Annotated in this window: 14 protein-coding genes; 13 read left to right on the forward strand and 1 reads right to left on the reverse strand. The window is 39.2% G+C overall.

Features of this window, described 5'->3' with window-relative positions:
* The first annotated feature begins 150 nt into the window (after positions 1-150).
* The 5 genes from IGI46_RS08170 (at position 151) to IGI46_RS08190 (ending at position 4,803) form a co-directional block, all read left to right on the forward strand.
* Positions 151-1,296: an efflux RND transporter periplasmic adaptor subunit gene (locus tag IGI46_RS08170; RefSeq protein WP_429962849.1), complete on the forward strand. Its 1,146-nt coding sequence runs from the start codon at positions 151-153 to the stop codon at positions 1,294-1,296.
* Complete coding sequence (locus IGI46_RS08175) at positions 1,289-1,966, forward strand: ABC transporter ATP-binding protein (RefSeq protein ID WP_207704611.1); 678 nt, start codon at positions 1,289-1,291, stop codon at positions 1,964-1,966. The genes IGI46_RS08170 and IGI46_RS08175 overlap by 8 nt, the downstream gene beginning before the upstream one ends.
* Positions 1,963-3,168 (forward strand): ABC transporter permease, encoded by a 1,206-nt coding sequence (locus tag IGI46_RS08180; RefSeq protein WP_429962850.1) that lies wholly within the window; start codon positions 1,963-1,965, stop codon positions 3,166-3,168. The genes IGI46_RS08175 and IGI46_RS08180 overlap by 4 nt, the downstream gene beginning before the upstream one ends.
* 101 nt (positions 3,169-3,269) lie before the next feature.
* Complete coding sequence (locus tag IGI46_RS08185; RefSeq protein ID WP_429973223.1) at positions 3,270-3,848, forward strand: TMEM175 family protein; 579 nt, start codon at positions 3,270-3,272, stop codon at positions 3,846-3,848.
* 115 nt (positions 3,849-3,963) lie between these two features.
* Positions 3,964-4,803 carry an Asp23/Gls24 family envelope stress response protein gene (locus IGI46_RS08190; protein ID WP_429962852.1) on the forward strand — a complete coding sequence of 280 codons (840 nt, stop codon included), beginning with the start codon at positions 3,964-3,966 and terminating at the stop codon, positions 4,801-4,803.
* Between the two features lie 55 nt (positions 4,804-4,858).
* Here the strand turns inward: IGI46_RS08190 and IGI46_RS08195 are convergent, their stop codons facing one another.
* A complete protein-coding gene (locus IGI46_RS08195; RefSeq protein ID WP_429962853.1) occupies positions 4,859-5,749 on the reverse strand; it encodes a MurR/RpiR family transcriptional regulator in 891 nt (296 codons plus the stop codon).
* Positions 5,750-6,399: 650 nt separating this feature from the next.
* On the opposite strand from IGI46_RS08195, the gene gnd reads away from it, so the two are divergent.
* The 8 genes from gnd (at position 6,400) to IGI46_RS08235 (ending at position 13,127) form a co-directional block, all read left to right on the forward strand.
* The gene (gene gnd, locus IGI46_RS08200) at positions 6,400-7,299 is read left to right on the forward strand and encodes a phosphogluconate dehydrogenase (NAD(+)-dependent, decarboxylating) (RefSeq protein ID WP_429973224.1); all 900 of its coding nucleotides are present in this window, start codon (positions 6,400-6,402) and stop codon (positions 7,297-7,299) included.
* Positions 7,300-7,311: 12 nt separating this feature from the next.
* Positions 7,312-8,310, forward strand: coding sequence for a D-isomer specific 2-hydroxyacid dehydrogenase family protein (locus tag IGI46_RS08205; RefSeq protein WP_429962855.1), 999 nt, complete (start codon positions 7,312-7,314; stop codon positions 8,308-8,310).
* Between the two features lie 17 nt (positions 8,311-8,327).
* A complete protein-coding gene (locus IGI46_RS08210) occupies positions 8,328-9,425 on the forward strand; it encodes an iron-containing alcohol dehydrogenase family protein (protein WP_429962856.1) in 1,098 nt (365 codons plus the stop codon).
* Between the two features lie 22 nt (positions 9,426-9,447).
* The gene (locus tag IGI46_RS08215; RefSeq protein ID WP_429962857.1) at positions 9,448-10,287 is read left to right on the forward strand and encodes a PTS mannose/fructose/sorbose/N-acetylgalactosamine transporter subunit IIC; all 840 of its coding nucleotides are present in this window, start codon (positions 9,448-9,450) and stop codon (positions 10,285-10,287) included.
* Between the two features lie 20 nt (positions 10,288-10,307).
* Positions 10,308-11,165 (forward strand): PTS system mannose/fructose/sorbose family transporter subunit IID, encoded by an 858-nt coding sequence (locus IGI46_RS08220; protein WP_207704619.1) that lies wholly within the window; start codon positions 10,308-10,310, stop codon positions 11,163-11,165.
* Positions 11,166-11,188: 23 nt separating this feature from the next.
* On the forward strand, positions 11,189-11,695 hold the full coding sequence (locus IGI46_RS08225) for a PTS system mannose/fructose/N-acetylgalactosamine-transporter subunit IIB (protein WP_429962858.1): 507 nt from the start codon (positions 11,189-11,191) through the stop codon (positions 11,693-11,695).
* A gap of 81 nt (positions 11,696-11,776) precedes the next feature.
* Positions 11,777-12,658 (forward strand): hypothetical protein, encoded by an 882-nt coding sequence (locus tag IGI46_RS08230; protein ID WP_429962859.1) that lies wholly within the window; start codon positions 11,777-11,779, stop codon positions 12,656-12,658.
* A 19-nt stretch (positions 12,659-12,677) separates the two neighbouring features.
* Positions 12,678-13,127 (forward strand): PTS sugar transporter subunit IIA, encoded by a 450-nt coding sequence (locus IGI46_RS08235; protein ID WP_429962860.1) that lies wholly within the window; start codon positions 12,678-12,680, stop codon positions 13,125-13,127.
* Positions 13,128-13,139: the final 12 nt, after the last annotated feature.

Raw genomic sequence — 13,139 nt, forward strand, 5'->3', positions numbered from 1 at the left:
TCCACCCACACATACCTTCCATGTTATTTAAATTTCACAGAGATGACAGTCTCACCTTACTTTTTTGTTAGATCAATTCTACCTGATTCGATGTCGGATAGTCTTTTCCTTCAGTAAACTAGAACCAGAAAGTTTATTTGGAGGAAGAACATGAAGAAAAAGACAAAAATATTTATTGCTAGTGTTGCTGGTTTAGTTATTGCAGGCTGTGGATTTGCTGCATTAAGATCAGGGAAACAGGAGCCGCAGTATAGTGCTTATACAGTAAAAACTGCGGATCCGTTACAGCTAAAAGGGAAGGTTGAACCGATTCAAAAGCGGCTTTACTTTTTAGATACTTCTAAGGGAGCAATTAAAAATATTACTGTTACTAATGGACAGGAAGTTTCCGAGGGTACTCCGTTACTTGAATACCAAAATGATACTGCTCAAAATGAATTGATCACTCAACAGCATGCAGTGAATAAGAGCTCACTAGATGCTTCCCAATCAGAAGCCGCCGTTGCTTCGAGTGAAAAGCAGGCCCAAACTTTGACCAACCAAGTAACGGATACTCAGCAAAAGATAGCACGCACACAGGATCAGGAAGAAAAAGCCGGACTTAATGAACAGTTGAAGCAGCAGCAAGCAGAGCTGCAGGCGGCTAATGATCAATTAAGTCAAGCGCGTTTTGCTGTGCAGGGTGCTTATGAAGATATCCAAGCTGCCAAAGATGTACTAGCAGGACAACAGCAGCAGGCTTCAACAACAGTTAATGCTGAAATAGCTGGGATTGTTTCAGTTGAAGAAAAAGGTCAGGCCTCACCGGAAGTACCAGTCGTAACAATTTCTGAAAAAAACAAGCAAATTAAAGGCATAGTAACTGAATATGATCTGGACAAATTAGTGCCGGGTCAAGCGGTTCAAGTATCTACTATTGGAGATAATCAGCAAGCAGAAGGCAAGGTTAAGAGTATTGCTTCCAGTGCAATTGTTTCCAGCAATGACAATAATAATGTTGCTTCTTATGAGTTTATTGTCGAAGGAGATTTCCCTTGGTCCGATGACCTATCTACGGTGGTTACCTTAAAACAAGATCAGCTTATTTTGCCAGATGCTGCCATTAAGGAAAAAGGGGGCAAGCACTACGTCTTTAAATATACTAACGGTAAGGTGAAACAAACTGAAATTCAAATTCAAGAAGTGAATGGACACAAGATTGTCCAGAACGGACTTAAAGCGAAGGATCAAATTATTGAAAATCCTGATGACGAATTAAAAGATGGCGCAGAGGTACAGGTGAGCGCGAATGATTAAGCTGGAGCATATTTACAAATATTATGAAACGGGCGATACGAAAATAAATGTCTTAAAGGACATCAATTTTTCTATCGAAGCGGGCGAATTTGTAGCAATCATGGGGCCCTCTGGTTCTGGCAAGTCTACATTGATTAATCTGTTGGGATTTATTGATCGAACCTTTGAAGGACACTATCTTTTTAAAGGCCGAGAGATTGATGATTTCAAGGATGAAGAGCTGTCAGAGATTCGCAATCAGTCGGTAGGGTTTGTTTTCCAAAACTTTAGTCTCATTGAAAATTTAACCGTTGCTGAAAATGTTGAGCTGCCGCTTTTGTACAATGGTGCTAAGCATAATGAAACCCAAAAAAAGGTCAAACAAGCCTTAACAAGGGTTGGACTAGCCGACAAACTGGATCAATTACCAAAACAACTCTCCGGTGGACAACAGCAGCGAGTTGCGATTGCTCGAGCATTAATCAATCAACCCAGCTTCATTATAGCTGACGAACCTACGGGGGCTTTGGACACCCATACAACTGATGAGATTATGCAGTTGTTTAAGCAGTTGAACGATGAAGGAGTAACCATAATTCTGGTTACTCATGATCCAGAAACAGTTATTTATTGTGACCGGCTGTTAAAAATCAGAGATGGACAGATGGTTGAGGAGGTATTGCAAGCATGAGAAAATATATTCTTTGGCGTACAGCTTTCCGCTCAATTTTCAAAAATAAACGTCGCAGCTTCCTGACCATGTTTGGGATCATTATTGGAATTGCTGCAGTTATTACCATTGTTGCTTTAGGGAATGGATTTAAACGCAATATCTTATCGCAAACAACTGGCGCTGACGAAACAGGACAAACCAAGTATATCAATATTAAGTACAATGATTTTGATAATTTAATCAAAGATGACTCGGGTATTTCTCAAACCGATAAAAATATGGTGGCCAATCTGCCAGAGGTCAAGGAAGTAAGCTACCATCAAACGATGAAAGAGAACGATAAAGACTCTGTTGACTTCTATAATAAAAATATGAAATTCACTATGGCGATTGAAACAACTAAGAAAACTTCCTTGCCTATTTTAACTGGACGTCAATTAATTCCGGCTGACAATGATGGATTGAATAAGGTAGTTGTTTTAGACGAAGTTGTTGCAAAACAGGTCTTTGGCTCAGCCAAGGCCGCATTAAACGGGGCTTTTGAATTGAACGGTCAGGTATTCACTGTGGTCGGAGTTTCCGTTAACAGCTCAGGAGAGATGGGTCCTCAAAACTATGAACCATTGGCCTATTTTCCTAAAAAGACCTATGCTCATTACTTGGAAAAAAAGGAAAATCACTCCGTATTGGCAATCAAGTTCAATACCCAAGCAGATGATAACGCAGCAATGGACAAAGTACTTAAGCAACTGAACGTTAACGGTGAAAGCCGTTTGCAGGGGGAATACCAAAGCTATGATCCTTCCGCTGAGATTAAGCAGTTAGGCTCGATGCTGGATCAAATGACGCTTTTTATTGGCGCTGTAGCTGCAATTTCGTTATTTATTGCCGGTGTAGGTGTAATGAATATGATGTATATTTCTGTATCCGAGCGGACAAAAGAGATTGGGATTCGTCGCGCATTAGGTGCTAATGCTAAATCGATCAAGCAGCAATTCCTCTTTGAAGGAATTGTCCTGACCTTAAGTGGTGGAGTAATCGGCTACGTGTTAGGGATATTAATCGCTTTTGCTGCTTCCTTTGCATTACCATTTTCAGTTCGGCCAGATTTGATGACTGTTTTTATTTCCATTGGAACCTCGACGTTGATCGGTATCTGCTTCAGCTATCTGCCAGCTTCTGCAGCTGCCAAAAAAGAATTAATCGATATCTTAAAATGACTCTTGCTTCTGCAAGGGTCTTTTGGTTGTAACAGGCTTTAAACCAGACTTTTCAATCAATGTGTAGTAGACTCAGAAAGAAAAGTAAGGAGGGAATTTGAATGCCGAAAAATCGAATCGAGGCCTTCACAGATGCTGTAATCGCCATTGTTATGACCTTACTAGTATTGGAGCTGCATGAACCCAATGGGGACACCTTTTTCGCTTTTGAAGGAAAAGCCCATCAATTTATTATTTATTTGGTCAGTTTTATTTCGTTAGCCATTTATTGGAACAATCACCATCATCTTTTTCACATGATAAAAAAAGTGGACGGCCTGGTATTGTGGATAAATAACTTGTTGATTTTGATGTTAACACTGTTTCCATATGTCACTGTCTGGGTAACCGACTATCCAACCTCACTGGCACCGCAAATTTTTTACGGTTTAGTTATTTTAGGAACGGATATCTCTTATTATTTACTAGGCTTATCTCTAGTTCGCTGCAACGGCAAGGACTCAGCGGTAGGCAAGCTTTTTAGACATTATACGAAGATACGGGTGACTATTGCTTTGAATGTGGTCGCCTTACTGGCTGGCTGGTTGATTCATCCGGTATTAGTTATCGTGATTAACGGGATTATGCTGATAATGTGGTTTATTCCAGAGAAGAAGCTGGAAAAAGTTACTTTAGATTGAACAATTGTCAGAAATAAAGAAAGAAAAATAATTCTGTGACACAATCAAGCGTTTTATTTTGAAATTTGTACATTATCCTCTATGCTTAAGGTATAAGAAAAAAGGAGGATGCAACATGGAAATTCAAAACTTAGTAGATAAAGACATGAAGAAAGAAGTGACCGAAAGCGTGAAAGAAGCACATGATCAGGCTGGCGGAAATGCTAAAGATATCAAAAAAGACGAAAACAAAGTTGAAGATCAAAAAGCAAAGACTCCTGACGTGAAGAATGACCAAGACAGCAAAGAAACGAAAAGTGGTAAAGAAGTAAAAGCTGCTGAAGTAAAGCAAAAGAGTGAAGATAAAAAAGAATCTGATAATAAGAAGGAAGCGAAAGATATGAGTAACGACATGAAAAAAGAAGAAGAAAAGAAAGATCAAAAATCAACTGACAAACAAGATATTGAAAATATTCGCGGGGACGTTGAATATGATGACTCAGTAATTAAAAAAATTATTGCTGTAGCTTTGGATAGCGTAAATGGACTGTTGAATGTGGATGGCGGCTTCTTCTCAAATACTGCTAAAAAAATCAGCAATAATGCTGATGATACTGCCGGTATTGAAACCGAAGTTGGCAAAAAACAAGTGGCAATCGACATGGATGTAGTTGTTGAATACGGCAAAGATATCCAAGAAATCTTCAATAACTTAAAACAAGTGGTTGCTAAAGAAGTTAAGCAAATGACTGGTCTAGATGTCATCGAAGTGAATTTGAAGGTTGTTGACATTAAGACAAAAGAAGAACATGAAAAAGATAAAGAAACTTTGCAAGACAAGGCTTCTGAACAAGCAGACCAAGCGAAAGAATATGTAAACGAAAAACGTGAAGAATTTTCTGACGACAAAGAGAAAGCTGAAAAGTCAGAAGACAAAGATAAAGAAGAAAAATCTGAAAAACCACGTGTTGAATAATCATTATAGGCGCTAATAACAAGGCGAGACCCCTATCGGTCTTGCCTTGTTTTTTTTACATCATGAAGTTATGAGGATCTACCTTTGTAGTGCTGATATTGTCACGAATTTTCTTTAGGGAATCTGTATTTTGATCGTAATTATGATGCATGGCATTCGTATAAAGAATGTCCATGACGGTTAAGTAGCCAATTCTTGAAGAAAGAGCTTCTGTCCGAAACAGACTTTCCTCGGTAACAACAATAATCGCTTCATCTGATAAACTGACCAGTTCTGAACCGCCATTACCAGTGAGAGTGATCAATTTAGCATCGGTTTTTTTTACCTGTCGGGCTAAATTAATTGATTCTTTGGTTTGACCAGAATGTGAGAAAATAAACACACAATCCTCATTAGTCAGCTTAGTCGCGAAGCTTATCTGCATATGGTAATCAAAAACGTAATTGCAACGATACTTGGTCCGGATAAACTTATGAAAACTGTCGAAGGCTACAATTGTAGAGCCTCCCTGACCGAAAAAATGCAGTGTTTTAGACGAATAAATGAGAGCTAATGCATTATCCAGTAGTTCTTCTGTAATAAAATGAGTTGAGTTACTCAACGAGTGCAGATTTGATTGCAGCACTTTTTTTGCAATATCGATGCTTGAGTCTTCTGATGTAATATCATCTGTACCGCTCATCGGATTAACAGATTGAAATGTCGGCTGATAGTTGGAGTTACGGGCAATATCAATTTTGAACTCCTGAAAACCACTGTATCCGATGCGTTTAACAAACTGGTAAACTGAGGACTGTGAGACACCAATTTCATTAGCTAATTCATCTAAGGTTTTATGAGCTAGGGCTTCTTCAGAGTGAACAAGATAATTGGCTATTTTTTGTTCAGTATCGCTAAGCTTAGGTTTCTTTATTCTGATTCGTTGATCAAGATAATGATTTTTCATGTCGCTTCCTCCGTCCAAAATCTGATTCTATAATAATCGCTTCCGTCGTTCGTTCTTCAAAAGATCTTATGCTCATTATAGGGAAGTGTACTCTAAAAGACAATTTCCTAAAAATATTTTTTCTAATGCAAGGAACAAATCCCCCTAAAATCCTATGAAACCAGTCTCTACTGACAATAAAACGTCCAATCCACTAAAATAAATAATCTTTATTCAAAAGCTGCGATTATTTCATTAAATAAGAACAGGCTTAATTAATCAGGGCCAAATTAAAAGGAATAATGATCCTAAGAAGCTAGTATATATCGAAACCTTTCCTTAAACGAGGTTAGTATATTATTAGAAAAAAACTTGTTGAATATTTTTTGTTATACATAAAAAGCTTGCCGTAATAGTAACCGGTTTCTTAAACGTATAATTCTATTCGTATTTTCTAATTTTTAGAATAGATAAAAGAAGAAGGAGAATTAACAAATTTTATGGTAGCGTTTGCAACGTTTTTTCTATACGATTCCAATCTAGGCTATGAATAAAATAACACAGGTAGAAATCGCTAAATAAAAAATATTTTTTATTTGATGTAAATCTTTACAATTTATTCTTTTCACGATATGATTTTAATATAGCAGGAGGGCAGGTGAAAAAGAAATATGAAAATAGGATTCATTGGACTCGGCAAAATGGGATTAAACATGGCGCTGAATGTAATGGATAAACAATGGGAAGTCGTTGGTTTTGATGCAAGCAGTCAGGCACGTGAGAAGGCAGAAGCAGAACATGTTCGAACGGTTAGGTCAATAGAGACGTTGTTGGATTCTTTAGATGAACAAAAAATCCTTTTCTTAAGCACACCAGCCGGAGAAATTACGAATTTACTTGTGACGGACTTGTTGAAAGCGCTTAATAGAGGCGACGTAATTATTGACAGCGGAAATTCTAATTTCCATGACAGTCTAAACAATTATCACGCGGGCAAAAAACAAGGCGTTCATTTTGTTGATTGTGGGACGTCTGGTGGAATGGAGGGTGCTCGTCACGGTGCGTGTTTAATGGTTGGTGGTGATGAAGAAGCGGTAAAAATTGTGGAACCTTTTTTTAAGGATTTAGCTTGTGAAGACGGGTATTTGTATTCTGGTAAAGCAGGTTCAGGGCATTATTTGAAGATGGTGCACAATGGAATCGAATACGCCATGATGCAGGCGAATGGTGAAGGCTTCCAACTGCTGGAGGCTTCGGAATATGCTTTTGATTTAGAAAAGGTCGCAAAGGTTTGGAACCATGGTTCTGTTATTGAAGCGAAGTTGATGGAATTAGCAGAGCGGTCATTTGCACAGGATCCTCATCTAGAAGAAATCAAAGGAGAAATAAATGCTAGCGGTGAAGCAAAATGGACTATAGAAGAAGCTTTACAGTTAGATATTCCAGTACCGACTATCGCATTATCCTTATTCGTTCGGAACCAAAGTAAAATTCCAGACAGCTTTTCCAATAAGGTCGTTGCTTCATTAAGACATGGTTTCGGTGGACACGCTGTCGTAAAGAGCATTTAAAGGGGTTTAGAAATGTCAAAATACAAAATTGCAATTGTCAACTCCAGTAGTTTCGGTCAAGTATTTCCAGAGCATATCCAACGTTTAGAAAAAATCGGACCGGTTAAACATTTTACGGTGGATGGTGAAATCAAGGGTCGAGAACTAGCAGAAACACTTCAGGGATACAACATTATTATTGCCAGTGTTACACCATTTTTTACACAAGAATTTTTTGATCATAAGGATGAACTTATTTTAATTACCCGACACGGAATAGGTTTTAATAATGTTGATATTGAAGCGGCTAAAAAGCACAATACACTTGTAACAATAATTCCGGCACTAGTAGAAAGAGATGCGGTAGCTGAGAATAATATCACTAATTTAATGGCGATTTTGCGACGAACGGTGGAAGCGCACCAACGGGTAACTGAGGATCACTGGGAAGATCGTGCTCAATTTGTTGGCCGGACACTATTTAATAAAACAGTGGGTGTCATTGGTGTCGGAAATACTGGCAGCTGTGTTGTGGAAATTCTACGAAATGGCTTCCGCTGTGAAGTACTGGCCTATGATCCATACAAATCAGAGCTGGATATTCAAAGTCATGGAGCCAAAAAAGTTGAATTGGAGGAACTTCTTCAGTCTTCAGCTATGATTTGCATATGTGCTAATTTAACAGAAAAAAATTATCACATGATTGGTGATAAGGAAATAGCACAAATGAAGGAACACGTGTATATATCGAACAGTGCCCGCGGTGCATTAGTGGATGAGCAAGCAATTGTAAAAGGCTTGGAGACGGGCAAGATTGCTGGTTTTGCAACGGATGTATTAGAAGAAGAACCTGGTCGCAAGGACCACCCGTACTTGGCATTTGACAATGTGGTAATGACACCGCATACATCTGCTTACACGATGGAATGTTTAGAGGAAATGGGCAAGAAATGTGTTCGTGATGTAGAGGATGTGACTAAAGGCCAGCTGCCGGAACGAGCAGTACAGCCGGTGAGCAGCTATATCAAGTAGACAGGGAGAAATTGACAATGCTAGAAGGTTTGAAGGTAAAGGTAGGACCGCAGTTTTATCAGTACTGTACAGCTGCTTTTGAAAGAATTCCTACCTTATTGCAAGAATATGCTGCCAAAAATGTATTGATTGTTCATGGGACTATTTCTTGGGAAAAGGCGCGACCCAGATTATCTTTTTTAGAGGATGAACGGTACCGCTTTACCTACCATCAATACACGGGAGAATGCAGCTACTACGGGGCAGATTTAATTGGTGAAGTGGTGAAAAAGGACAACATCGATTTTATTATTGGTGTTGGTGGAGGAAAACTGACCGATTTGGTTGGTTACTCAGCACATAAATTTAATGTGAATTTTGGGGTAATTCCTACGTTAGCCAGCAACTGTGCACCGTGGACACCGCTCTCAGTGATGTACAAGGAAAATGGAGAATCAGAAGGCAAGAGCGAACACTTTTTACGTCAGGCAGCCTTTCTGATTACAGAACCTGAATTAGTGATCGATTCGCCAGTTAATTATTTTATTGCTGGATTAGCTGATACCTTAGCTAAATGGTACGAATCAGAAACAATTCTGGCACAGGATCATTTGAAGAATGAACCATTTTTGCAAATGGCGGGTTATACGGCAAAGCTGTGCGAAGAAGCAATTACTAGAGATTCAGCCAAAGCCATTCAAGACATGAAGGATCAACGGTTATCAGATGAGTTTGTTCATTTATCGGAGATTGTTTTTGGGGTTGCCGGATTAGTTGGCGGCTTAGGAGATAAATATGCTAGAAATGCTGCGGCTCATGCGATGCATGATGGGATGAGCAAATACATTCCTGACTGTCATCGGTACTTGCATGGTGAAAAAGTTGCATATGGAATCTTTTTCCAGCTGGCTCTAGAAGGCAAATGGGCAACGATTGATCGCTTGATGCCGTTTTATCAGGAGCTGAACTTGCCAACTTCATTGCATCAAATGGGGATTTATCCAAAGGATGAGGCAGTAATTGATCAGTTAGTTGAATTCATTGATTCCAAGGAAAAGGTTCATTTGATTCCGATAACGATCACGGAAGAGAAATTAAAAGAAACGATTGAGATGTTAGAGCAATACTTAAATTAAACGAGCTTCAAAAGGAGGACATATGGAAACTTTAAGTGTAATGCAGAGTTTGTTAATCGCGTTATGGGTTGCGGCCGTTATGTCAAGATGGCTAGGAGGCGGGGCAACATTGACCCTGCGTTTCTCTCCATTAATGACAGGACTTTTTGTAGGGGTTGTCATGGGAAATGTTTCTCAGGCAATGATTGTTACGGCGGCACTTCAAATGATTTACATGGGGGTATTCTCACCTGGTGGATCAATGCCAGCAGAACCGTCAATTGCAGCAGCAATTGCCGTACCGGTGGCTTTATTAGGAAATTTGAAACCTGAAGCGGCGATTGCCGTAGCAGTACCAGTAGGACTTTTAGGTAGTTATCTTTATCAATTTAGATTCTTCATTAATACCTTCTTAGGAAAATACACAGATAAAGCAGTGGACGATTTGAACCCACGAGCAATTGCTCGTTCGATCATTACCTATCCAACCATTGCATCATTCTTGTTGTTTGTGCCATTAGTATTTGTGGCTCTATTCTTAGGTGCACCAGTTATTGCAGATGTCATTACTGCTCTGGAAGGAACCGTAGTTATCCATGTACTGGAAGTAGTCGGTGGCGGATTAGCCGCAATCGGGATTGCAACCACGGTTTATGTTATTGGTCGAAAAGATTACATGGTCTTCTTCTTCCTTGCGTACTTCATGAGTGTTGTCTTCAAATCATTGGAAATTACCATGGTTACTTACGCTGTCTTCGGCGTAATTATTGCCTTGATCTTTGTACAGTCACAAAAAGGAAAACTAGTACAAGCATCAGATAGTGGATCAAGCGCACCAGCTTCAATGGATGACGACGATGATGATTACGATGACGGATTTTAATCGATAAGGAGGGAAAAATAATGACAGAAGCAACTAAAACAAATAATCTGGCACCAGAAGAAATTACTAAAAAAGATGTAACCAAAGCGTATCTTCGCTGGCACTTTGCCAATGAAATTCCGCATTCCTTTGAACGTTATTTGGCACCATCACTGCTCTATGCTATGATGCCGATTTTAAGAAAATTATACAAAGATGATGAAACATTAAAAGCCGCTTACAAACGGCAATTACTATTCTTTAATACTCAGTTAAGCTGGGGTGGTGGAGTTATCACTGGCTTGATGTCCTCAATGGAACAACAGCGGGCGGAAGAAGAGTATGAACAAAAAGAAATTATGATGCAAGATGACCTAATGTACAATACTAAAGCTGGACTAATGGGTGCTCTGGCAGGTATTGGGGATGCGATTGACTCAGGAACTGTTCAATACATCTTTATTGCGATTGCTGTTCCTTGGGCTCAAGAGGGTAGTCCACTAGGTGCTTTATTCCCATTCGTTTGTTTCGCTCTATACCAAGTGATTCTAGGGGTATTCTTTGCACAGCAAGCCTTCTCAATGGGACGTAATGCAACTGGTTTAATGCAAAGCACAGGTGTCCAAACAGCGATTGAAACATTGTCCGTACTTGGGTTGTTTATGATGGGAATTCTGGCCGGCAACTATGTTAAAGTGGCATCAACCTTGAAATTCAGTCTGTCAGGTCGAGAATTCGTTGTGCAGGAAATACTAGATCAAATTGTTCCAGGAATCTTGCCTTTGGCAGTCGTGATGGGTGTCTACTGGTTCTATACTAAGAAAGGCTTGAAGGTTACCCAAGCACTGCTGTGGCTAACGGCTATTCTGATTGTATTAGCAGCTGTAGGAATTTTATAAAACTTAAAAGGAAGTGATCTGTAATGGGAGTAGTAAACTTAGCGCGTGTCGATGAGCGTTTGATTCATGGACAAGTAATGATGACCTTATCACAAAAAAGCGGAGTAAACTCAATCTTTGTGGTGGATGAAGTAGTAGCTAAAGATAAATTTATGCGGGATCTATACAAGAGTGCTGGAAGTCGTACTGGTCAAAAGACCATTGTTATCACACCAGAAAAAGCGAAATTTTATTGGGATGAGTATAGTTTCAAGGATTATAACTGCATTCTGATTACTAAAACGGTCAGCGTGATCTACGATTTGGTTAAGCATGGTTTACCGATGAAGGAATTGAATATTGGTGGGATTGCTCAAAAAGATCCAGACAAAGATTTGCTAGTAACAAAATCTGTTTATCTAAACAAAGAAGATGCAGCAAGACTGAAAGAGTTACATGACGATTATGGTGTAGAGGATATTTATTTCCAAGCAACACCATCGGCACCTAAATCATCATTGAAAGATGTATTGGGACAATTCGGTTTATAAAACTGTTGAAAATTACCATCACGCAGCATCCGGTGGTAATTTTCTTTTAAAGAAAGACCAAAATGTTGGGAAGTGAAGCCAGTGGAACAAAATGAGACCTTTAACGATTGGCTGTTTCGCTATCAATATGTATACCGTGTACGGCGTACGGCGAAGCAAAAACGTAGATTTATAACTGCATTGGTTACTGATATTGCAAAAATGCGGGAAGACATTCAGGTGATTGAATACAACCGTCATAAAAAATATGCTGCCAATAATATTTACGTTGGGGATATTAAGAAGGCCGATCAGATCATTTGTACCTATTATGATACACCGCCTCAGCATTTTGGTCCTTATTATTTATTTGACCGTAAAAAACAAAGCAAAGGCACCACAAGCTTTATTCTAGTCAGTGCTTTGTTAACATTGCTGGCAGGTTTGCTATTCACACTGGCTTATATGCAAGTTGCTCCAAGTGCTTTTGATCTTTCCTCACCGCTGACTATCCTCGTAGCGATTTGCTATGGAGCATATTTTATCTTTTTAAGTAAAATAGCCAAGGGATTGTCGAGTCGCCAGACGTTGATTCGTAATACGTCATCTATTTTAGCTATCTTACAGTTGATAAATAGTGTCAAAAACAAAAAGATAGCCTTTGCCTTTATTGATGAAGGTGCTTATGGTGAAGTGGGATTAAATGTCCTTCAGGATTCCTGCAAGGCATCAGCGAAAATTTATTCTCTGGATGCAGTCGGTGCTCATACGGAGCTGCAGGTTAAAGGAAAAGGATTCTCTAGTGAGCGGCTGCAGCAAGCAGAGGTTCATCAGCATCCGAGTATAGGAAATATCACTTACTTGTTCGGGGCTAATGTTAGTGAAACAACAGAAGGTACTCAGTATGTTTTGGATAAAACAGCGTTAAAGCAAAAGACGTTGAATATGGAAAATTTAACGAAGATTATCAAATTGTTCGAATAAAGAATAGGAGGCTTTTTACATGTTAGGTATCGTCATAGCAACACATGGCAAATTAAGTGATGGACTAAAGGATTCGGCAGAGGTCATCATTGGTGCTACTAACAACATCGCTACTGTGAATTTGAATCAGGGAGATGATGTTCAAGCATTAGGAACAAAAATCAAAGAAGCAATTAATGAAGTCAACCAGGGAGAGGGCGTTATTGTACTTGTCGATTTAGTAAGCGCGAGTCCTTATAATCAATCTGTTTTAACAGTAAACGACCTGGAATCAGAGTTACAGGAAGCTGTATACATTGTTGGGGGAGTAAACTTGCCAATGCTGTTGGAAACGATCAATCATCAAATCTTGGGAACCCCTGTGGAGCAAGCTGCTCAAGCAGTAATTAACCAAGGTACTGAAAGCTTAAGCATGTGGCATGTTTCTATGGTAGATGCATCAGACGATGACGATGAGGACGATTTTTAAGAAATGGGGGAA

It is taken from the genome of Enterococcus sp. AZ163, from assembly GCF_050498925.1.
Taxonomy (GTDB): domain Bacteria; phylum Bacillota; class Bacilli; order Lactobacillales; family Enterococcaceae; genus Enterococcus_A; species Enterococcus_A ferrettii.